The sequence below is a fragment of the Kocuria tytonis genome (genome assembly GCF_003226895.2).
GTDB lineage: Bacteria > Actinomycetota > Actinomycetes > Actinomycetales > Micrococcaceae > Kocuria > Kocuria tytonis.
On the sequence record NZ_PNJG02000002.1, the window covers coordinates 368,577 to 388,222 of the forward strand.

Sequence of the window (19,646 nt, forward strand, 5' to 3'; positions counted from 1 at the left end):
GCGCGAGCGACAACCTTGTCACATCCGCTCACTCACGGGGTCCCCGCAGCCACGCGGTCACGGCTTCCGTGTCCTCCCCCAGCTGCGGCGGGGCCACCGTGGGGGACGGCAGCGGCGGGGTCCACTGCGCCGGGTGGCGGAACTGGCGTCCCACCGTCTCGCCCGAACGATCCTGGACGTCCACGGTGGGCTCCAGGCCCAGGTCCTCGGCCAGGGCCACCCCCTCGTCGATTCCGGCGACCTTGCCCGCCGGGACTCCCGCCTCGGTCAGGGCCTGCTGCCACTCGGCCGCGGACTTCGCGGCCAGGGCCTCTTCCAGCAGCGCGGTCAGGGCCTCGCGGTGCGCCACGCGCGCGGAATTGGTGGCGTAGTCCTCGTCCTCCGCGACCTCCGGGATGCCGAGGGCGGCGGTGAACTTCCGGAACTGGGCGTCGTTGCCCACCGTCACCGCCAGGGGCGCGTCGGCGCACTGCAGCAGCTGGTAGGGCACGATCGAGGGGTGGTCGTTGCCCATCCGCTGCGGCACCTTCCCGGCGCCCAGGTACGCCTGGCCCTGGTTCACCAGCGCGCCCTGCAGGCTGGAGAGCAGACTGACGTCGATGTGCGCGCCGCGGCCCGTGCGGCGTCGTCGTTCGAGGGCGGCGAGTGCGCCGATCGTGGCGTCCTTGGCGGTCAGGACGTCCACGAGTGCGACCCCCGCCTTGGTGGGCTCGCCGTCCGCGGAGCCCGTGATGCTCATGAGCCCGCCCACCGCCTGGACCAGGAAGTCGTAGCCGGGCATGTGCGCGCCGCCGGCGGTGCCGAAGCCCGAGATGGACACGAACACCACCCCCGGGTTCTCCGCCGAGATTTCCTCGTAGCCGAGCCCCAGCTTGGCCATGCCGCCGGGCTTGAAGTTCTCCACCACCACGTCCGCGCGCAGGGCCAGTTCACGCGCGAGCTCGCGGCCCTCGTCCTCGCGCAGGTCCAGGCACACGGACTCCTTGTTGCGGTTCACGGACTCGTAGTAGGTGGGCCCGGTCTCGGAGAACGGCGGACCCCAGTGCCGGGTGTCGTCCCCGCTGCCGGGGCGCTCCACCTTGATCACGCGCGCGCCCAGGTCCGCGAGCGTCATGGTGCACAGCGGCCCGGCGAGCACGCGCGAGAAATCGGCGACGAGCACGCCGTCCAGGGGCAGGGTGTCGGTCACGGGGTCCTCCTCGGGTCGGGGTCCCTCCCCACTCTATGACCGGGGACACACTCAGCGGGCACCCGCCCGGAATTGCGGGGACGACGACGCCGCACGCACCCGCTTCGCCCCGGCCATGTCGTCCTGCACTGAGGTTCAGCCCAGCTCCCCCTGTGCCACCCGGCGCAGCGTGGCGGTGAGCATGTCCAGGCCCGCGAGCATGTCCTCGTCCGAAGTGAACTCGAACTCGTTGTGCGTGATGCCCTTGTGCGAGGGCACGAACAGCATCACGGTGGGCAGCACGTCCTTCACGTTGGTGGAGTCGTGGCCCGCGAGCGTCATGATCCGGGTGTGCGGCAGGTCCAGCTCCGTCACGACCTCCTGAGCGAGCGCCAAACCCTCCGGGGCGTACTCCAGCACGTCCCACGCGTGGCGGTTCACGGTCTGGATCTCCACGTTCGCGGCACGGGCGGCCTCCTCGACCTCCCGGGCGAAGTGCTCGTCCGCGGCGGTCAGTCGCTCGGCGTCCAGGCTGCGGAGGTCGATCACCAGGCGCGCCTCACGGGCGACCGCCACCGGTGAGTTGGGCTCGATCAGCAGCTCTCCACACGAGGTGATGACGTCGTGCTCCAACGCGATCCGCCGGGCCGCCGTGATCAGCAGCGACGCCCCGAGCAGCGCGTCCCTGCGGTCCTCGATGAGCGTGGATCCGGTGTGCGCCTGCTCCCCGAGCACCTGGAACTCGTACTTGCGCACACCCCACGTGGCCTCCACCAGCCCGATGGTGTAGCCGTCCTCCTCCATGGACTTGCCCTGCTGGATGTGCAGCTCCACGTACGCGGTGGCCTCGGGGATGACGTCCCCACCGCGCTGGCCCAGGGCGTCGAGGGCCTCGCGCACGCTCACGCCAGCGGTGTCCCGGATGGCGAGGGTCTCCTGCAAGTCCCGCTTGCCGGTGTACACCGAGCTGCCCATCATGGAGGGCTTGAACCGGCAGCCCTCCTCGTTGAACCAGTTCACCACGCACAGGTTCCGGCTCAGCTCCACCTCCCCCGATGACGCCGCACGGAACAGCTCCGCGCACGCGTGCGCCCCGGCGAGGACGCCGTACGCGCCGTCGAACCGCCCGGCCCGCGGCTGCGAGTCCATGTGCGAGCCCACCAGCACGTAGGGCGCGCCGGGGGTGTGCTCGAACAGGCCGAACTGGTTGCCAATGGCGTCGTAGTGCACCGTGGCGCCCCGCGCCGTGAGCCAGCCCGCGAACCACTGCCGGTTCAGCCCGTCCGCCTCCGTGGCGGCCTGCCGCTCCACGCCGCCGGACTCCAGCCCGCCGTTGCGGGACATCTGCGCGAACGCGTCCAGGAAGTCGGAGCCGTGCTGCTGGGTCATGAGGGTGCCTCCCGGGGCGCGTCGGAGCAGGGCGGGGCCCGCCGGTGATCGTGAGGCCATGCTACGTGCCGGGTGTGACGCGCATCTCGGCAACCATGCACCGCAGACGACGCCGCCCTATTCCTTGCGCGGACCCCGCACCGCTTTCTCCACGCCGCTGGCCACGAGCAGCGCGCACGTGAGCCAGATGGCACCACCCGGACCGAACGGGGCGGCCACCGCACCGGCGGCCACGGGGAGGATCACCTGACCCACCCGGTTGCCCATGAGCCGCACGGCCAGGGCCGAGCCGCGCCACGTCCCGGGCACCGAGGTGGAGATGAGGGTCATGGTCAGCGGCTGCCCGAGCCCCAGGAAGAATCCGCCCACCGCCAGGAACAGTGCGGCCCACCAGAAGCTGTCCAGGAACAGCGGCGGGACGATCAGCGCCGCCCCGGACGCCAGCAGGCTCGCGATCAGCAGCGCCCGGCGTGAGAACCTCCCAGAGAGCAGCGGCAGCAGCAGGCGCGAGGCGATCGACGCCAGGCCGCGGGCCCCGAGCAGCATGCCCACCACGGACGGCGCCACCCCCGCCTCCTCCCCCACCAGGGGCAGGAACGCGGTGAGGATGTCGATCATGGCCAGCAGGGACAGCGAGGCCACCATGTTGGACATCACCCCGGGGACCCGGAGGATCCGCAGCACGTTCGGGCGCTCGTCCGCGCGGGGAGCGCCGTCGGCGGCGTCGTCCGCGGGACGCTGTGCCGCGGGGGTGGGCGCGGCGGCGCGGCGCGAGGCCGGACCGAGGCGGAAGGCCAGCAGCGGGGCGGCGGCCACCGTGATGAGCACACCGATCCACAGGCTCTCGTTCACGGCGGCGAGCCGTTCGGGGGAGGCCATGTCCGAGCCGTGGCCCACGATCCACCCGCCGAGCGCCGGGCCGATCATCTGACCTGCGGAGAACGCGGCGGTGAACCACCCGAAGCCTTTGTCCAGGTCCTGGTCCGCCGCGTAGCGGGCGATCGCGGTCTGCCCGCCGATCGTGAAGCACAGGTGACCCATACCCAGGACCGCGCTGGCGGTGAAGATCAGCCACACGGAGTCCGCGAGCGCCAGGCCCACACCGGCGAGGCCCAGCAGCCCCACGCCGGCGAGGATCAGCAGCCGCAGCTGGGGGATCCGGTCCGACATGCGCCCCAGCCACACGGCGCTGACCAGGGGTAGGAGGGCGTAGGCGGCGGTGGTGAGACCGATGACCACGGGGTCCGCGCCGAGGCCCAGCAGCTTGTACGAGGTGATGGGACGGAACAGGTTCAGCCCGGACTGGGTGAGCACCGCACACCCCACCAGGATCCACAGCCACGTGCTGCTGCGGGGTGATCGGGTGGGTGCGGCCATGTGCTCCACACTAGATGGACTGACCGGAAGCGTTGATCGACCTCCCCGGTCAGGACACCTGGAGGAGGTCGTCCGTAGTGGTAGCTGTCTCCAACGCGTGAAGAGAGACGTATCGCTGACGCTGGGTGAAAGCCGAGCCTCTGCCGCTCGTGCGATGGGGCAGAGCCCGGGCGAGCTCTCGATGATCGCGGTCTCCGGGGCGGGTCAGGAGGAAGACCTGGTAGACACCTTCCGTCCACTGCCGGCTCCGCGAAGCACGGATCACCGCGGCGATCTTACGGTCCTCCCTGTCGCCAGCAGCCAGCTCCGCCGCATGCTCCTCAGTCCACGCGACATTGTCCCGGCGGTGGCGGATCAAAGGCACATCCGCTTTGATCTCCTGGTCCGTGTAGAAAGCGAGACGAGTCACCGGCCGGAACCACCGCCCCGCCTGGCACACATAGGCCCGTTCCTGCTCGTACAGGGGCCATGCGTGCCTGGCGGCAACCACCACCGTGTCGATCGTCGCCACCGGGCGCTCTCGATACACGTCGGCTGTGCGGTCCACTGATCGCAGCCATGCGGCCGGTTCGGCCCCCAAGAGCTCCGCCAGTGCGTGGACGCGCTGCACCTCGAAGGGAATGTCCAGCCCGAGAACCGAGTCGTGGTGGGCCAGGCGGTTGCGAAACTTGCGGATGCCCTCGGCGAGGATTGCTGCTTCCTTGCGTGTCCCGTTGCCGCCGGGGAAAGCGTGGCGAAGCGACAGCCGCCACTCCTCATTCGTACCTGGGGCCAAGCATGCCGGCCCAGAAGCCGAACGACAGGCCGGCAACGATCTGGTGCCGTGACTCCCGGTGCTGGTCGCGCAGGCGATCGCGAACGTCTGTCACGCGTCGCATTGCCTCTACTTTGAGAGGCGGCTCACGCAAGAGCCAGGGGATGCCACACGTCTCGTCCCGGTATCCCTGCGAGAGGGCACGGTCGATGGCGTTGCGCATGAACACCTCGACATGAGCAATCAGTTCGTACGCAGCGGATGTCATGCGGGTGCTCCACTTGTACAGCTCAAGGGCCGCTGTCTCGTCGCCTTTCGCCTCACGCAGATACGGCGCGAACCTGGGCTCGGAGATGGCCTGCCGCATTGCGGGGAGGGTGTAGCCGTGGGTCACGCCGCAATGCTAACCTGACTACGAACGCCCCGGTGCCGCCTCTGCCCTACATGCGCCCGGGGCTTTTTACGTGCCCACGCTCCGCGCACCCCCCAAATAGGCGCGTACCGGCTCTGCAGTGAACATGTCCGGTCAGTACCACTGGGGGTACTGCGGGGCGCCCCGGTCAGGCGCCCGTGAGCACGTACCGGCCCATGTCGGTGTGCAACGCCCCTCCGGAACGCCCCCGCCCCAGCTCGGAGGCCACCAGGCGGATCTCACTCACGGTCCACTCGGGGCCGTCGTACACGGACAGCGCGTGCACCACGTGGGCAAGCTCCGGGCCGGTGTGCGCGCGGACTCGGGAGCCGCGACGTCGTTCCTTCGCCTGGCGCGTGCGCTCGGTGCGCGAGGTGCGGGCCACGGTGAGGTGGGCGCGCTGCCGTGCTCGCTCGTCGGGGTCCAGGGAGCAGGCGCGCATGAGCTCCGCGAGGTCGGCGGTCTCTCCGCCCACCCCCATCCAGAGGGTGGTGCCGGAGAACGATCCGGCGCCGTGCAGACTCACCCGCAGCGGCGGGAACCCGCGGGCGACCTCCCCCAGGTGCTCGGAGAGGTCGGGGACGGCGCCCTCCGGCTGGTCCCCGTAGAAGGCGAGGGTCACGTGCCACTGCTCGGGGTCACCCCAGCGCAGGGCGGTACCGGTCAGGGCGCGGACCTCGGTCATCGCGCGGACCAGGTGCTCGCGGGCGGCCCGCGGCGGGTGGGCGGCGGCGAAGAGCCTCATGGCACCACTGTAGGCGGCGATCCGGCAGCCCCCCACGGCGCTCACGCGATCGGCACACGGTGCCGGCGGAGCACCGCACTGGCTAGGGTGGACCCACCGCACACGAGAGGACGCCACCATGACATCGGAGATGAAGTTCTCGGTCACCCTCACCGCCGTGGGCCTGCTGGGCTTCCTGGCCAGCTACGGCTGGCTGCTGTGGGACGCGCGCGATCCGGTGGGCGGGGCGAACATCGGCGCGGCCATGATGTGCATGCTCACGGCGGGTCTCGCCGTGGCCGGACTGCTGTGCATGCTGGCCGTGTACCTGTCCCGGTTCATCGTGGGCAGGGACGACTGAGACTCGAACGCCCAGGCCCTCACCGCCGCGGCAGCTCCACCAGTTCCACCCCCGTGAGCGCACCCGCGTCCGCCGTGACCCGCATGTAGCTGCAGTGCGGTTGCCGCCTGCGGTCCGTGGGGGAGCCGGGGTTCAGCAGCCGCATCCCGGACGGCGCCACGGTGTCCCACGGGATGTGGCTGTGGCCGAACACCAGCACGTCCGTGTCCGGGAACGCGGCATCCATGCGCTTCTCGCGGCCCTGCTTGGCGCCGGTCTCGTGCGTCATGGCCCAGCGCAGCCCTTCCAGCTCCCAGCGCGCGGTCTCGGGCATCTCGGCGCGCAGCTCGGGGCCGTCGTTGTTGCCCCACACGCAGATCAGCCGGCGGGAGCGCTCGCGCAGCGCCTCGAACGTGGCCAGGTCCACCCAGTCACCGGCGTGCACGACGACGTCCGCGACGCTCACCTCGTCCCACACCTGCGCGGGCAGGTCCTTGGCGCGCTTGGGCAGGTGGGTGTCCGCGAGCAGCAGCAGCGATGTGGTCATGGGGTCGTCCTCCTCAGCGGGTGGGAACGGTGGGGTCGCCCCGGAACAGCCGGGGGCCCAGCCACACCGAGACGTAGACCAGCGCCACGAGCACCGGAACCTCGATCAGCGGACCCACCACGCCCGCGAGCGCCTGGCCCGAGGTGACCCCGAACGTGCCGATGGCCACCGCGATGGCCAGCTCGAAGTTGTTGCCCGCCGCAGTGAACGCCACGGTGGTGGACCGGGCGTAGTCCAGCCCTGCGGCCCGGGAGCCGAGCATCCCCAGGGCGAACATGACGGCGAAGTAGCACAGCAGGGGCAGCGCGATCCGGGCGACGTCCCACGGCTGGGAGGTGATGGCGTCCCCCTGCAGGGCGAAGAGCACCACGATGGTGAACAGCAGCCCGTACAGCGCCCACGGGCCGATCTTGGGCAGGAAACGCTCCTCGTACCACTGCCGCCCCTTGGCCCGCTCCCCCAGAACGCGGGTGAGGAACCCGGCAAGCAGTGGGATGCCCAGGAACACGAGCACGGAGACCACGATGGCCCCCACGGAGAACTCCGCGGACGTGGTGGGCAGGCCCAGCCACGCGGGCAGCACCTGCAGGTAGAACCAGCCCAGCAGGCCGAACGCGAGCACCTGGAACACGGAGTTGACGGCCACCAGCACGGCGGCGGCCTCGCGGTCACCGCACGCGAGGTCGTTCCAGATCAGCACCATGGCGATGCAGCGGGCCAGGCCCACGATGATCAGCCCTGTGCGGTACTCGGGCAGGTCCGGCAGCAGCAGCCACCCCAGGGTGAACATCACCGCGGGGCCCACCACCCAGTTCAGCAGCAGGGAGAGGGCCATCAGCCGCCGGTCCCCGGTCACGCGAGCCGTCTCGTCATAGCGGACCTTCGCGAGCACCGGGTACATCATCACCAGCAGGCCCACCGCGATGGGCAGGGACACCTGGCCGATCGTCACGGACTCCAGTGCCGCCCCCAGGGCGGGGACGAAGCGCCCGAGCAGCAGCCCGGCGGCCATCGCCACCAGGATCCACACGGGCAGCCAGCGGTCGAGGAAGGACATCTCCCGCAGCACCGGTCTCGTCTCGGCAGGTCGGGTGGAGGGGGCTGCGGTCATGGCTGAGGGGTCTTTCTGGTGATGGGGTGTGCGGGGGCTCAGCACTCGATGACGTTCACGGCCAGGCCGCCGCGAGAGGTCTCCTTGTACTTGATCTTCATGTCCGCACCGGTCTCCCGCATGGTCTTGACCACCTGGTCCAGGGAGACCTTGTGGATGCCGTCCCCCTGCATGGACAGCCGCGCGGAGTTGATGGCCTTGACGCTGGCGATCGCGTTGCGCTCGATGCACGGGATCTGCACGAGCCCGCCCACGGGGTCGCACGTGAGCCCCAGGTTGTGCTCGATGCCCATCTCCGCGGCGCACTCCACCTGGCGGGCGCTGCCGCCCAGCACGGCGCACAGTCCGGCCGCGGCCATGGAGCACGCGGAGCCCACCTCACCCTGGCAGCCCACCTCGGCGCCGGAGATGGACGCGTTCTCCTTGATCACGATGCCGATGGCCGCCGCAGTAAGTAAGAAGTCCACGATCTTGTCGTCGCACGCGTCCTCCATGAAGCGCGTGTAGAAGTGCAGCACCGCGGGGATGATCCCGGCCGCACCGTTGGTGGGGGCGGTGACGATCCGACCGCCGGACGCGTTCTCCTCGTTCACGGCGAGCGCGTAGAGGTTCACCCAGTCCATGCCGTACAGGGGGTCGTTGCCGGGCTCCTTGGCCAGCAGCCGCTTGCGCATCTCGGGCGCACGACGCCGCACCTTCAGTCCCCCGGGCAGGGTCTTCTCCTTGCGGGCGCAGCCGTTCTCCACGCACTCCTGCATCACGGACCAGATGTGCAGCAGCTGGTCCCGGGTTTCCTGCGCGGGGCGCCACGAGAGCTCGTTGGCGGCCATCACCTGCGCGGTGGTCAGGTTCTCGGACTCGCAGATGGCCAGCAGCTCGTCACCCGTGCTGAACGGGTACTTGACGGGGGTGGTGTCCTCCACGATCTTGTCCGCGCTGCTCTTGGAGTCATCCACCACGAACCCGCCGCCCACGGAGTAGTAGATGCTGTCGCGGACCACCTCGCCGGCGGCGTCGTAGGCCGTGAAGCTCATGCCGTTGGGGTGGGTGGGCAGGGACTTGCGGCGGTGCATGATCACGTCACGCGCGCGGTCGAAGGCGATGGCGTGGGTCCCGTTCAGCTTCAGCTGCCCGGCCTCACCGGCGAGCGCCACCATCTCGTCCGCGAGGTCCGTGTCCACGGTCTCCGGGTCCTCGCCCATGAGTCCCAGGATCACGGCCTTGTCCGAGCCGTGGCCCCAGCCGGTGGCCCCGAGGGAGCCGAAGAGCTGGGAGTGGACACGGGTGACGGAGTCCAGCAGGGCGTCGTCGGCGAGACCCGCCACGAATAGCCGGGCGGCTCGCATGGGACCCACGGTGTGGGAGGACGACGGTCCGATTCCCACGGAGAACAAATCCAGAGCACTGAGTGCCACGTTCACATCTCCCCACTGTCGGACATCATCGGCGGCGCGGATGGGCCGCCGGAAGTCGAGCGACCGCGCGACACGGAGGAGCCGCGCGGAACGAATCCACGGTACGTGGGTCCCATGGGGCGGGCAACCTCCGCAGGGGTGAGCCGACGGCGGGTGGGGCACCTCTTGGCTCGGCGGTCCACAGTGCGGGTTCCAGCGCAGCTCGACACGGACACCCGCGGTTCATCTCGCGGCGCCACGAAAACCACACAACCACGGCCCTGCTGCTTCCGCGACCCTTACATTGGGTGAACCCGGTGTCGTCGAAGGAGCCCCCGCCATGTCCGAACCGTTCGATGCTCAGAGCGTGGGCTCCCGCCTTCTGCAAGGCCACCGAGTGCGGTTTCGTGAACTGCGGGATGAAGACCTCCCCGTCCTCGTGCGCTGGTGGCAGAACCCGGACACAGTGCTGTTCCAGAACCTCACCGTGGCACCCCGGCCTGAAGAGACCATCGCTGAAATGTTCCGCAGCTGGTCCACCAACGCCTCGTCCGGCAACGTGGGATTCAGCGTGGTGGACCGGCACACCGATGAGCTGCTGGGCCACGTGGTGCTCTACGGCGCGGCACTTCCAGTTCGCGCGGGAACATTCGCCGTGATGATTGGTGCTGACCACGTGAATCGCGGGTACGGCACCGACGCCGTGCGCCTGATGACGGACTTCGGCTTCCGGGAACTGGGTCTGAACCGGATAGAACTGCGGGTCTTCGCCTACAACGAGCGGGCGCATGCCGTCTACCGCAAGATCGGGTACCGGGAGGAAGGTGTCCGGCGCGAAGTCGCCTTCCATGCTGGTGTGTTCCACGACGAGGTCGTCATGTCCCTCCTGGCCCGCGAATGGTTCACGGCCGAGCACTGAAGACACGGCCCCCACACGCCCTCCCGCATGAAATTGCTTTTGTAAAACAATAGGGGAATGTGACACATGATACATGTGCGGGGCGTTCAAAAGTCTGGCCATTTGGCCATTGTTTCCCGGATAACGATTACATTACGGTTGGCATCACATTGGCCGACTAGCCTCTGACCTGCGTAAACGTGGGGCGGTGGTGCGCGGTCACCACCATGATTCTGCCGGTTCCGTTCACCCCCTTCGGGCCCGGCACATGATTGCCGTTCCGACAGCCCTCGGGGACTTCCCGCGGGTTCTCAGCTGATCACTGATCGAAGGATCCCCTCATGAGCAAGAAGAACACGATTCTCGCCACCGCCGCAGCGGCGGCAGTCGTCCTGGGCACGGTGTCCCCCTCCGTGGCCGCCCCGGCGCAGGCGCCGGCGCCGTCGAACAATACCACCAACCAGCAGGCCAAGGTCCTGGACGTCTCCGGCGGTGACTACGTGGTCATGCTGGAGCTGCCCGCCACGGCCTCGAACGCCCCCAAGAGCGCGGCCGCCAAGTCTGCCGTGGCCAGCACCACCCAGAGGCAGGCGGACAAGTGGCAGGCCAAGGGTGTGAAGGTCAAGCAGAAGTTCAAGACCATCGGCGGTTTCACCGCGGACCTGACCCCCGCGCAGGTGAAGGCCCTGAGCGCGGACCCGGGCGTCGCGGTCGTGGAGAAGAACAAGACCGTCAAGGCCACCGCCACCCAGAACAACGCCACGTGGGGCCTGGACCGCGCCGACCAGCAGGACCTGCCCCTGAACGGCTCCTACAACTACAACGCCACGGGCGCGGGCGTCACGGCATACATCATCGACACCGGTGTGCGTGCCACCCACTCGCAGTTCCGCGGTCGCGTGGCCCCGGGTGTGACCGCGATCGACGACGACTGGGGCAGCAACGACTGCGCCGGTCACGGAACGCACGTGGCGGGCACGGTGGCCGGGTCCACCTACGGCGTGGCCAAGGCCGCGACCATCATGCCCGTGCGCGTCCTGGGCTGCGACGGCACGGGTTCCACCGCGGGCATCGTGGCGGGCATGGACTGGGTCTCCTCCAACGCGAACGGGCCGTCCGTGGCCAACATGAGCCTGGGTGGCGGGATCTCCTCCGCGATGGACAGCGCCATCAGCCGGATGACCCGCGCCGGCGTGATCTCCCTGGTGGCCGCGGGCAACGACTACGACAACGCCTGCAACTACTCCCCGGCCCGCGCGTCCTCCGCCATCACGGTGGGTTCCACGGACCGCCGGGACCAGCTCTCGGAGTTCTCGAACTGGGGTTCCTGCGTGGACATCCTGGCCCCGGGCACGGACATCACCTCGTCCTGGCCCTCGAGTGACAACGCCACCAACACGATCTCCGGCACGTCCATGGCCACCCCGCACGTGGCGGGCGCCGCCGCCCTGTACCTGCAGCAGCACCCCAGCGCATCGGTGACCGAGGTGGAGCGCGCCCTCAAGAACTCCGCCACCCGCAACACCATCGACTACGTGAACGGTTCCCCGAACCTGATGCTGAACACCACGACCCTCACCGGGGGTCGCTGACCCTCACACCGGGCACGTGAACCGCACCGGTTCCACGTACCGCCCCATGCACCACCCTCACGGCCGCCCGGTCTCAGAATGCCGGGCGGCCGTGAGTGCGTCCACGGCACGGATGAGCCCCAGGTGACTGAATGCCTGGGGGAAGTTGCCCGCGAGCCGCCCTCGTGCGACGTCGTACTGCTCGGAGAACAGCCCGAGGTCCGAGGCGAAGCCCGCGGTGGTGCGCAGCAGCTCGGCGGCGTCGTCCAGCCGACCCGAGCGCGCGTACTGCTCCACGAGCCAGAAGGTGCAGATCACGAACGGGTACTCGTCCCCGGAGAGCCCGTCCATGGACTGCTCGCCCCCTGCGGTGCGGTACCGGCGCAACTGGCCGTGCTCCTCCTGCAGGTCCCGTTCGATGCGCTCCACCGTGCGCAGCATCGCGGGGTGGTCCGGGGCGATGAACCCGGTCTGGGGCAGCTGCAGCAGGGAGGCGTCCACCTCGCGGTTGTCGTAGGTCTGGGTGAAGATCCCCAGTTCCTCGTCGTAGCCCTTCTCCCAGATCTCCCGGTGGAGCTCGTCCCGCAGCCGGGTCCAGCGCTCCACGTCCCCCGCCAGTCCGTGCTCCCGCACGGCACGCAGGCCCTCGTTGAACGCCGTCCACATCATCACGCGCCCGTGGGTGAAGAAGTGCGGCTCCCCGCGCATCTCCCAGATCCCGTTGTCCGGGGTGTCCATGTGCAGCTCGCAGAAGGACATGAGGTTGCACTGCAGCCCCCAGGAGTAGTCGTTCTCCTCCTGGCCCGCGTCCCGCAGGGTGGCCAGGGCCATCATCACCTCACCTGCCACGTCCGCCTGGTACTGGTCCTCCGCGCCGTTGCCGATCCGCACCGGACGCGAGTCCTCGTAGCCGCTCAGGTGGTCCAGCTCGGACTCGATGATGTTGCGGCGCCCGTCCACCCCGTAGAGGATCTTCAGCTGGTCCGGGTTGCCGGCGACGGCGCGCAGCAGCCAGTCCCGCCACAGCAGCGCGCCGTGCTCGTGGCCGCGCTGCACGAGCGTGGTGATGGTCAGGGCCGCGTCACGCAGCCACGTGTAGCGGTAGTCCCAGTTGCGGGCGCCACCGAAGTCCTCGGGCAGGCTCGCCGTGGGTGCGGCCACGATCCCCCCGGTCTCCGAGTGGGTCAGCGCGCGCAGCACCAGCAGTGAGCGCTTGACGACCTCGTGGTACTCGCCGTCGCAGTCCACCGCCGAGGCCCAGTCCGTCCAGAAGGCGTGCGTTGCCCGCTGCGCCCGCTCCGGGTCCGCGGGCACCAGCAGCTCGCGGTAGGACTCGCTCCACGTGAGCACCCAGTCGAGCTGCTCCCCGGCGTCCAGGCGGAAGGTGCCGCGGTGGCCGCGACGCAGCCCCTCCAGAACGCGGATGTCCGCGCCGGGGCCGTGCGCCTCGCCGTGCTCCACCTCCACGTCCTCGCCGTCACGGCCCAGCTGGTAGGGCTCCAGCTGCGGGCCCGTCAGCAGCAGGGCGTCGGGGCCGGCCACCGCGAGCAGACCCTTCCCGTCGGTCTCCCCTGAGCGGGCCTCGTGCGCGGCGTGGCGCACGCGCTGGCGGAAGTTGCGGTACCAGTGCGACGTGCGGCCCTCCGCCGCCGTCCCACCGTCCTGGGTGCCGTCCCCAGCTTCCCCGCCGGACGACGTCGTCTCCCCCGCGCCGTCCCCGTCGTGCGGAACGTGCCGGGTTCCCACCGGGTGCGGTTCGGACGGGGAATCCCCCATGTGGGCGCAGTCGTCCCCGTTGGAGTGGCTGCCCAGGTCCACGCGACGCACCCACGGGGTGATGCGCCCGTAGTCGAAGCGGATCCGCAGGTCGTGCTCGATCTCCACGGTGCCCTCGAGGCACTCCACGCGGCGCACAAGATCCGCGTGGTCGTCACTGGGCGGCAGGAAGTCCGTGACGAGCACCCGGCCCGTGGGGGTCTTCCACTCCGTCTCCAGGATGAACGTGTCCGGGACGTACCTGCGGGAGACCACCTCGCCGTCCACGGCGCTGAGCTTCCAGCGGCCGTTGTCCTCGTCCCCCAGCAGGGCGCAGAACACCGCCGGGGAGTCGAAGCGCGGGAAGCACAGCCAGTCGATGCTGCCCTCCCGGGATACCAGCGGTCCCGTGTGCAGATCGGCCAGCAGGGCGTAGTCCTCCAAGGGGGTGCTCACGGGGGTTATTCAAGCACTGCGGCCCGACGGCGCGGCCCTCGGAGCTTGGCGCAGGGCGCGTCCGGTCTCGCGGACACGGCGTGCCGGCAACCTCGTACCCCACAACACCTGGAAATTTCTCCCAAGAGCCAAAAGCATGAACTGAGTCACGGACATTTTTGCGTTGCCCTCGACGGGCCACGAGATGGCGCACAACTCATCAATGTCGGGTAGTGGTGCACAGCGTGGTTGTGCACCAGGTTTCGCTACATACTGGACGGTCAGAACCGGCCCCAGGGTGGGGCGCGGGGAGTGGCGCAAAAATGACCGTTTTCACTCACCCTGTAGTATTGTTGTGTACTCGTGTTCTGTAGTACACTTAAAGCATGAGCAACGTTTAGTTCACCGCCTCGGCCGCCCGCCACGAAATCACCCGCGAGGACGCGATGCACGCGATCCGTGCTTCCGTGGTCCAGGTTTCCGTCCCGGGTCGCGACGGACACGGGGACGCCATGTTGTTCATCGGCCACCCGCATCCGCAGGCGGACCGCTGGTTGGAGGTCATCGCGGAGATTCGTCCCCCGCGCGGGGTGCTGATCTTTCACGCAATGGAGCTGACCGACAAGTTCCGCCACTACCTCCAGGAGAACTGAACATGGACTACTACGAGAAACTTTCCCGCGACATCGAGGCCGGCACCGTCGTCCCCGACGCCAGTCGCCTGACCCGCAACCTAAAGGCCGGTGAGCGCATCCTGCTCGACGCCGCCGGGGTGGAGGCCTGGGAGGAGTTCGAACGTGTGGAGATGGGCCGCCCGCGCGTGGGCCAGAATCGCGGACCCTCCCCGGTGATCCAGACCCGCATCCCCCACGCACTGAAAGAACAGCTGGACACCTACGCCACCGACCACGGCCAGAAGGCCAGCGAAGTCGTGCGCGAGGCCCTGACCCGCTTCCTGCGCGCCGCCTGAGCACACGGCGGCACGCTCCCAGGGTTGCCGTCACGGACCTCTCCCCGCACCCTCTGCGGCGACACAGGGCTTGCCCATGGGCTAAGGCGTCGTTGAGGCGCACGGAGGTAGCGAAGATGGGAGGCATAATTGTTACCAAAACGTGACAGTATGATTCGCCCCCACTGATCGACTTCATAGTATAGCGTGAGAAAAATCACATAAGTGATGTGAATAAGATTTTTCGAGGAGTAGCTAAACAGGAAGCTCGGAGGAAGTTATGCGTATCAAACGAAATCTCATCACCGCTGGCGTTGCCGTGTCGTTACTGTTTGGAGGTTCGTCTGCGGCTTTCGCAGCAACCCAGTACCCCGCGGAGGGCGGGACCTGGCAATACGGTCTTGATACGTGGACGCCTACCGCTTCGTCCAGCTACCAAGTGGGCCGCTGTCACGGTTCCACTGCCAAGACCAGCTACGGGGAAGTGCGTTCCGTAAACACGGCAGCAAATTCATGGTCCCGAGCCTCCAAAGCGGCCAATTACTGGGGTAATTCGTATTACTATCGCGTATGCTAGTAATTCTTGCCGCTGAGGGGCGGCGTCGCTGACAGCGACGCCGCCCCTGTAATTTTCGAAGGGATCAGAATGATCAGATTCGCCGTCAGGATTGCCGCTCTGCTGACCCTGGTCGTGCTGATGTGTGTGACAGACGCCTACATCAGGCAACAGGAGGATGTTCTGCCCCAGGGGGCGGAGGGCGCTGTTCTGCTGGATCTGAGTGATTCGACGATCTCGAAGCAGCGGGCGGTCGAGGATTTAGACGCCCTGTCCGATCAGAACGATCTTCATCTGGCGAAGGTCGTGGCGGACAAGCAGGACTTTCTCCACGGCAAGAACCTCTACGCGTTCGGGAAAAGCACCGGAGCCACCCCTGTTCAGCTTGCATGGTACGAGAAGTCCACCCATGGTGTGCTGGAAAGCTCCTCGCGTCTGGGGGATGCGGATCTGAACGGCATGTATGTGTTTCGGGGCGACGGTGCAGAGGTGATTGGTGGATGGGCGCGGCAGAACCACGTGACCGTGACCGTGCTGGACACCCGGGCTCAGAGCATTGCGAAGTTCACGCTCGTCAGCTCCGGGTACGGGGTGGCGTTGATCTGCAGCCTCATTCTACTGCTGGTGTCCTCGATGGGCTGGTCGGTGCTTTCAGCTCACAGCAAGGCATTGCGTGTCGTGGCGGGTCAGTCCCGGGCCGCCATCATCGCCGCGGACATCCGCTCGTATCTCACGGTGGCGGGACCAGTTCTGGTGGGCGGGTACGTTCTGGGTGTGATCGCGGTGGCGCTGTTGCGGGCAGACCACGCCGTCTCGAGATTTCTCTGGACCTCGGTGCCTTTCCTGCTGGCCTTTCTCTTGCTGCTGGTCGTAACGTTTGCGGCGATGACGCTGATTGCTGCTCCCACTGCTGAGGTCATTGCCCAGCGCAGGTCCGGCATTCTGGCCTACCGTTCCCTCAGCGAGGCCTTGAAACTGGTGGCCATTGCTCTCACCGCCGTCTCGTTGCCGATATTCACCTCGGCGGCCATGACGAGCCTGGGCAGTTCCACAAATGCGTCGTACTGGAAGGTCTTCGGCGACGACGTCTCCCTGCGGATCCTCACAGCCTCGGAGGATAGCTACCAGGCGACGGAACCCCGTTTGGCGCAGCTGGTGGGACGGGCCGAGTCTTCCCATGAGGCACTGTTGAACTACCGGCTCAGCCCGGAGTCCTCTCCCGCCTCGGACTTCGACGGGGTGGTGCTGACGAACACCGCCTACCTGGATCAGGTGCGCGAATCGCTGGGTGCGGACCTCGAATCTGTTGCGGGGGATTCGGCCGCCGATGCCGCTGTGGCGGGACTGTCGGAGAACCTTTCGATGTGGTGCGCACGGGCCTGCTCTGCGAGTGACTTCGAGCTGTTCACCACTGCACCTGACGCGGTGTTCCCCGCCCTGGACGGGGCAGGGGACGCGGAGTTGGCGTTGCTGCATCATCCCCTGGTGCTCAACACGGACCGCATCGCCGGCGTTTACCGGCCGGACTTCATCGGCCCGTTGCTGACCAGTGGGAACATCGTGTTCTCCTCCGGATCCAGCGTGTCCCGGTCGGTGGATGAGCTGGGGCTGGGAAACGTGGTGCTGAGCATCGACCGGGTTGCTGACACGGGTCTTCAGCAGGGCCAGAGTGACTACGAGCGGGCCGGCGCCCAGATCGTGGGGATCGCCTTGGTGCTCATGGCTCTGGTGCTCTCCAGCGCCATCGCCGCCCAGGTCTACATCGCCACCATCGCCCGCCGGGTGTTCGTGTGCCGGTGTGCGGGGATGTCCTGGCCGCGTGTCCTCGAGCGACGGCTGGTCTACGAGGCCGCGGCGGTGTGCGTGTGCGCCGCGCTGGCGTTCATCTACGGCACGGTTCAAGGGGTCCAGTACTCGTGGACGGTGTTCGTGGCCCCAGTGCTCTACCTGCTGATCTCCTATCCGGCCCACGTGGTGGCTGGGCAGACCATGTTTGATCGAAGCGTGCTGCGGAAGGTGTGAACCATGATCGAAGCGGAAAACCTGGAGGTAGAGAAGGGCGGTTCCCTGGTTCTGTCGGTTGCCTCCTTCACCGCGGAGGTTGGGGCGGTGACAGGGCTGATCGGACCCAGCGGGTGCGGCAAGTCGACCATGCTGAACTGTCTCGGGCTGCTGGAGCGAGTGGATCGGGGAACCCTGCGCATCGACGGGATGGACCTCACCCGCCCGTCCAACGCCCAACGGGGGAAGTTCTGGAAGGACCGCGCGGCCTTCGTGTTCCAGGACTACGGGATCATCGAGGACTGGACCGCGCAGGAGAACATTCTCCTGCGCAAAACGGGCCGATTTTCCCGCACCCGCGGGAAGAGCTCGGTGTACGAGGCCCTGGATTTCGTGGGTCTCACCGGTCGCGGGAATGAGACCGCCTCTTACCTCAGCGGCGGGGAGAAGCAACGGTTGAGCATCGCCCGGACGCTGCACAAGAAGGCGAGCTACATTTTCGCCGATGAACCCACCGCCAGCCTGGATACGGAGAACCGGCGACGGGTGATCGACCTGCTCACCGCCTGCGCGGCCAGCGGGGCCACCGTCATTGTGGCCACGCACGACGAGGACATGATGCGCGCGTGCGACACCACCTACGACCTGAGGCAATGACGAGGGAAGGTCTTGTAGCTAGAACTAGCTCTTAGCTCGCGGCTTTCACTCGCTACGTGTAGGGAGCATGACGTCGTCGACGCGGGTGGGGGTGCGTGAGGCCGGTGGTAACCGAAGTGGTTCACCACACTAATGATCTCAGAGGGGTTTTGGGGCTCTTCAGAGTTGAGTGTGGGCGCGCCGGTGGTGCGGGGTAGCTGGGGATAGACGTCGAGGTCCTCGATGATGAGCGGACTCTTACCTCTGCTCGCACCAAGGACCTCGACAATGCTTAACCATAGTTGCGTATGCCCTGACGCGCTCGATCGCTGCGACCGATGCGATCTCCTCCTCGACTTCCCCGGCCTCCACCTGGTCTCGGTCACGCAGGCTCCCTCGGGCCTGGTGCTCGAGGTGGAGTCCTGCGTTCCGGTCCAAGGCTGTCCCGGCTGCGGAGTCATCGCTACTGGTCACGGCCGTGTGGTGGTCGAGGTGATTGATGCGCCCTGGGCGGGTCGGCCGGTGCGGGTCCGATGGCGCAAGCGCCGCTGGATCTGTCACGAGGACGTTTGCGCGGTGGTCTCGTTCGTCGAGCAGGACCCGGAGGTCTGTGCGCCGCGCGGTCTGCTGAGCACCCGCGCGATCCGGTGGTCCATCGGTCAGCTCCGGGCCGAGGGAGCGACGATCCAGGGCCTGGCCCGGCAGCTCGGCACGACCTGGAACACCCTCTGGACTCAGGTCCGCCCCGTCCTGGCCACGGCCGCTGACGACCCGGTCCGGTTCGAGAACGTGCAGGTCCTGGGCGTGGACGAACACATCTGGCATCACCGCGACCCCCGCCGGCGCGGTCCGAAAGAGCTCACCGGGATGGTCGACCTGACCCGCGGACCCCACCCCACCGCCAGGCTCCTCGACCTCGTCCCCGGCCGATCCGGCAAGGCCTACCGCGACTGGCTGGACGAGCGGGGCGAAGGGTTCCGGAAGCGGGTCGAGATCGCGACGTTGGACCCGTTCCAGGGATACAAGAACGCGATCGATGACCAACTCGAGGACGCCACCTGCGTGCTGGATGCGTTCCACATCGTCAAGCTCGCCGGCGCGGCAGTCGATGACGTCCGCCGCCGGATCCAACAGGAGACCCTCGGCCACCGAGGCCGCAAGGGCGACCCTCTCTACGGCATCCGCCATGTTCTCCGCGCCGGGCGAGAACGCCTCACGTCTCGCCAGCAGACTCGCCTGGAAGCTGCGTTCACGGCCCATCCCGATCACATCGCGGTCGAAGTCGCCTATCGCTGCGCTCAGGACCTTCGGGACGTGTTCCACCAGCCCACGCCTGCACGAGGACGCCAGCTTGCCGAAAAACTCATCGCCTCGCTGCCGACCTGCCCGATTCCCGAGATCGCCAGGCTCGGAAAGACCCTGAGACGCTGGAAGACCGCGTTCCTTGCCTACTTCGACACCGACGGCGCGAGCAACGGTGGTACCGAGGCCATCAACGGGATCATCGAACTCGGCCGCCGCATCGCCGGCGGCTTCCGCAACTTCGAGCACTACCGCCTCCGCATGCTCCTCATCACCGGTGGACTCGACGCCTCACCCCACACTCAACTCTGAAGAGCCGCTAATCCC

19 protein-coding genes are annotated in these 19,646 nt (G+C 67.9%); 9 read left to right on the forward strand and 10 right to left on the reverse strand.

Going from position 1 to position 19,646, the window contains the following annotated elements:
* Window positions 1-28: 28 nt before the first annotated feature.
* The 6 genes from C1C97_RS07575 to thpR all read right to left on the reverse strand — a co-directional run bounded on the left by C1C97_RS07575 (window position 29) and on the right by thpR (window position 5,845).
* Window positions 29-1,189, reverse strand: a complete 1,161-nt coding sequence (locus tag C1C97_RS07575) for a CaiB/BaiF CoA transferase family protein (RefSeq protein WP_121030994.1) — start codon at window positions 1,187-1,189, stop codon at window positions 29-31.
* 135 nt (window positions 1,190-1,324) lie between these two features.
* Window positions 1,325-2,557, reverse strand: a complete 1,233-nt coding sequence (locus C1C97_RS07580) for a M20 family metallo-hydrolase (RefSeq protein ID WP_121030996.1) — start codon at window positions 2,555-2,557, stop codon at window positions 1,325-1,327.
* Between the two features lie 117 nt (window positions 2,558-2,674).
* Complete coding sequence (locus C1C97_RS07585) at window positions 2,675-3,934, reverse strand: MFS transporter (protein ID WP_121030998.1); 1,260 nt, start codon at window positions 3,932-3,934, stop codon at window positions 2,675-2,677.
* A gap of 49 nt (window positions 3,935-3,983) precedes the next feature.
* Window positions 3,984-4,709, reverse strand: a complete 726-nt coding sequence (locus C1C97_RS07590; protein ID WP_233542809.1) for a hypothetical protein — start codon at window positions 4,707-4,709, stop codon at window positions 3,984-3,986.
* Window positions 4,690-5,082, reverse strand: a complete 393-nt coding sequence (locus C1C97_RS12525) for a hypothetical protein (RefSeq protein WP_233542810.1) — start codon at window positions 5,080-5,082, stop codon at window positions 4,690-4,692. Before C1C97_RS12525 ends, C1C97_RS07590 begins: the two co-directional genes overlap by 20 nt.
* Window positions 5,083-5,248: 166 nt before the next feature.
* Window positions 5,249-5,845 carry an RNA 2',3'-cyclic phosphodiesterase gene (thpR, locus tag C1C97_RS07595; protein WP_121031000.1) on the reverse strand — a complete coding sequence of 199 codons (597 nt, stop codon included), beginning with the start codon at window positions 5,843-5,845 and terminating at the stop codon, window positions 5,249-5,251.
* 118 nt (window positions 5,846-5,963) lie between these two features.
* Between thpR and C1C97_RS07600 the strand changes: the two genes are divergently transcribed.
* Window positions 5,964-6,185 carry a hypothetical protein gene (locus tag C1C97_RS07600; protein ID WP_121031003.1) on the forward strand — a complete coding sequence of 74 codons (222 nt, stop codon included), beginning with the start codon at window positions 5,964-5,966 and terminating at the stop codon, window positions 6,183-6,185.
* A 19-nt stretch (window positions 6,186-6,204) separates the two neighbouring features.
* Here the strand turns inward: C1C97_RS07600 and C1C97_RS07605 are convergent, their stop codons facing one another.
* From C1C97_RS07605 to C1C97_RS07615, 3 genes are read right to left on the reverse strand one after another with little or no spacing between them, the layout of a single operon-like run.
* Entirely contained in the window at window positions 6,205-6,711 is a 507-nt protein-coding gene (locus tag C1C97_RS07605) for a metallophosphoesterase family protein (protein WP_110920927.1), read from the reverse strand.
* Between the two features lie 13 nt (window positions 6,712-6,724).
* Window positions 6,725-7,822 (reverse strand): ACR3 family arsenite efflux transporter, encoded by a 1,098-nt coding sequence (gene arsB / locus C1C97_RS07610; protein ID WP_121031005.1) that lies wholly within the window; start codon window positions 7,820-7,822, stop codon window positions 6,725-6,727.
* A gap of 38 nt (window positions 7,823-7,860) precedes the next feature.
* Window positions 7,861-9,237, reverse strand: a complete 1,377-nt coding sequence (locus tag C1C97_RS07615) for an L-serine ammonia-lyase (protein WP_121031450.1) — start codon at window positions 9,235-9,237, stop codon at window positions 7,861-7,863.
* A gap of 319 nt (window positions 9,238-9,556) precedes the next feature.
* On the opposite strand from C1C97_RS07615, the gene C1C97_RS07620 reads away from it, so the two are divergent.
* On the forward strand, window positions 9,557-10,135 hold the full coding sequence (locus C1C97_RS07620; RefSeq protein WP_110920859.1) for a GNAT family N-acetyltransferase: 579 nt from the start codon (window positions 9,557-9,559) through the stop codon (window positions 10,133-10,135).
* A gap of 320 nt (window positions 10,136-10,455) precedes the next feature.
* On the forward strand, window positions 10,456-11,706 hold the full coding sequence (locus C1C97_RS07625) for a S8 family peptidase (protein WP_110920860.1): 1,251 nt from the start codon (window positions 10,456-10,458) through the stop codon (window positions 11,704-11,706).
* Window positions 11,707-11,763: 57 nt separating this feature from the next.
* On the opposite strand, the gene C1C97_RS07630 is transcribed toward C1C97_RS07625, so the two are convergent.
* Window positions 11,764-13,896 (reverse strand): glycoside hydrolase family 15 protein, encoded by a 2,133-nt coding sequence (locus C1C97_RS07630; RefSeq protein ID WP_233542811.1) that lies wholly within the window; start codon window positions 13,894-13,896, stop codon window positions 11,764-11,766.
* A gap of 491 nt (window positions 13,897-14,387) precedes the next feature.
* On the opposite strand from C1C97_RS07630, the gene C1C97_RS12415 reads away from it, so the two are divergent.
* The 6 genes from C1C97_RS12415 to C1C97_RS07660 all read left to right on the forward strand — a co-directional run bounded on the left by C1C97_RS12415 (window position 14,388) and on the right by C1C97_RS07660 (window position 19,631).
* Window positions 14,388-14,528 (forward strand): hypothetical protein, encoded by a 141-nt coding sequence (locus C1C97_RS12415; RefSeq protein ID WP_199712213.1) that lies wholly within the window; start codon window positions 14,388-14,390, stop codon window positions 14,526-14,528.
* Between the two features lie 2 nt (window positions 14,529-14,530).
* Window positions 14,531-14,845: a hypothetical protein gene (locus tag C1C97_RS07640; protein ID WP_121031009.1), complete on the forward strand. Its 315-nt coding sequence runs from the start codon at window positions 14,531-14,533 to the stop codon at window positions 14,843-14,845.
* A 259-nt stretch (window positions 14,846-15,104) separates the two neighbouring features.
* The gene (locus C1C97_RS12765; protein ID WP_121031011.1) at window positions 15,105-15,401 is read left to right on the forward strand and encodes a lactococcin 972 family bacteriocin; all 297 of its coding nucleotides are present in this window, start codon (window positions 15,105-15,107) and stop codon (window positions 15,399-15,401) included.
* A 69-nt stretch (window positions 15,402-15,470) separates the two neighbouring features.
* Window positions 15,471-17,402 carry a hypothetical protein gene (locus tag C1C97_RS07650; protein ID WP_121031013.1) on the forward strand — a complete coding sequence of 644 codons (1,932 nt, stop codon included), beginning with the start codon at window positions 15,471-15,473 and terminating at the stop codon, window positions 17,400-17,402.
* Between the two features lie 3 nt (window positions 17,403-17,405).
* Window positions 17,406-18,038 (forward strand): ABC transporter ATP-binding protein, encoded by a 633-nt coding sequence (locus tag C1C97_RS07655; RefSeq protein WP_121031015.1) that lies wholly within the window; start codon window positions 17,406-17,408, stop codon window positions 18,036-18,038.
* A gap of 267 nt (window positions 18,039-18,305) precedes the next feature.
* Window positions 18,306-19,631 (forward strand): ISL3 family transposase, encoded by a 1,326-nt coding sequence (locus C1C97_RS07660; protein WP_121031017.1) that lies wholly within the window; start codon window positions 18,306-18,308, stop codon window positions 19,629-19,631.
* Window positions 19,632-19,646 lie beyond the last annotated feature (15 nt).

Bases quoted from the DNA above. Each gene is read 5' to 3' on its own strand.
- arsB (WP_121031005.1), bottom strand. From the start codon at position 7,822: ATGACCGCAGCCCCCTCCACCCGACCTGCCGAGACGAGACCGGTGCTG.
- thpR (WP_121031000.1), bottom strand. From the start codon at position 5,845: ATGAGGCTCTTCGCCGCCGCCCACCCGCCGCGGGCCGCCCGCGAGCAC.
- C1C97_RS07655 (WP_121031015.1), top strand. From the start codon at position 17,406: ATGATCGAAGCGGAAAACCTGGAGGTAGAGAAGGGCGGTTCCCTGGTT.
- C1C97_RS07605 (WP_110920927.1), bottom strand. From the start codon at position 6,711: ATGACCACATCGCTGCTGCTGCTCGCGGACACCCACCTGCCCAAGCGC.
- C1C97_RS07625 (WP_110920860.1), top strand. From the start codon at position 10,456: ATGAGCAAGAAGAACACGATTCTCGCCACCGCCGCAGCGGCGGCAGTC.
- C1C97_RS07660 (WP_121031017.1), top strand. From the start codon at position 18,306: ATGCTTAACCATAGTTGCGTATGCCCTGACGCGCTCGATCGCTGCGAC.
- C1C97_RS07640 (WP_121031009.1), top strand. From the start codon at position 14,531: ATGGACTACTACGAGAAACTTTCCCGCGACATCGAGGCCGGCACCGTC.
- C1C97_RS12765 (WP_121031011.1), top strand. From the start codon at position 15,105: ATGCGTATCAAACGAAATCTCATCACCGCTGGCGTTGCCGTGTCGTTA.
- C1C97_RS07620 (WP_110920859.1), top strand. From the start codon at position 9,557: ATGTCCGAACCGTTCGATGCTCAGAGCGTGGGCTCCCGCCTTCTGCAA.
- C1C97_RS07650 (WP_121031013.1), top strand. From the start codon at position 15,471: ATGATCAGATTCGCCGTCAGGATTGCCGCTCTGCTGACCCTGGTCGTG.
- C1C97_RS07600 (WP_121031003.1), top strand. From the start codon at position 5,964: ATGACATCGGAGATGAAGTTCTCGGTCACCCTCACCGCCGTGGGCCTG.
- C1C97_RS07585 (WP_121030998.1), bottom strand. From the start codon at position 3,934: ATGGCCGCACCCACCCGATCACCCCGCAGCAGCACGTGGCTGTGGATC.
- C1C97_RS07580 (WP_121030996.1), bottom strand. From the start codon at position 2,557: ATGACCCAGCAGCACGGCTCCGACTTCCTGGACGCGTTCGCGCAGATG.
- C1C97_RS12415 (WP_199712213.1), top strand. From the start codon at position 14,388: ATGTTGTTCATCGGCCACCCGCATCCGCAGGCGGACCGCTGGTTGGAG.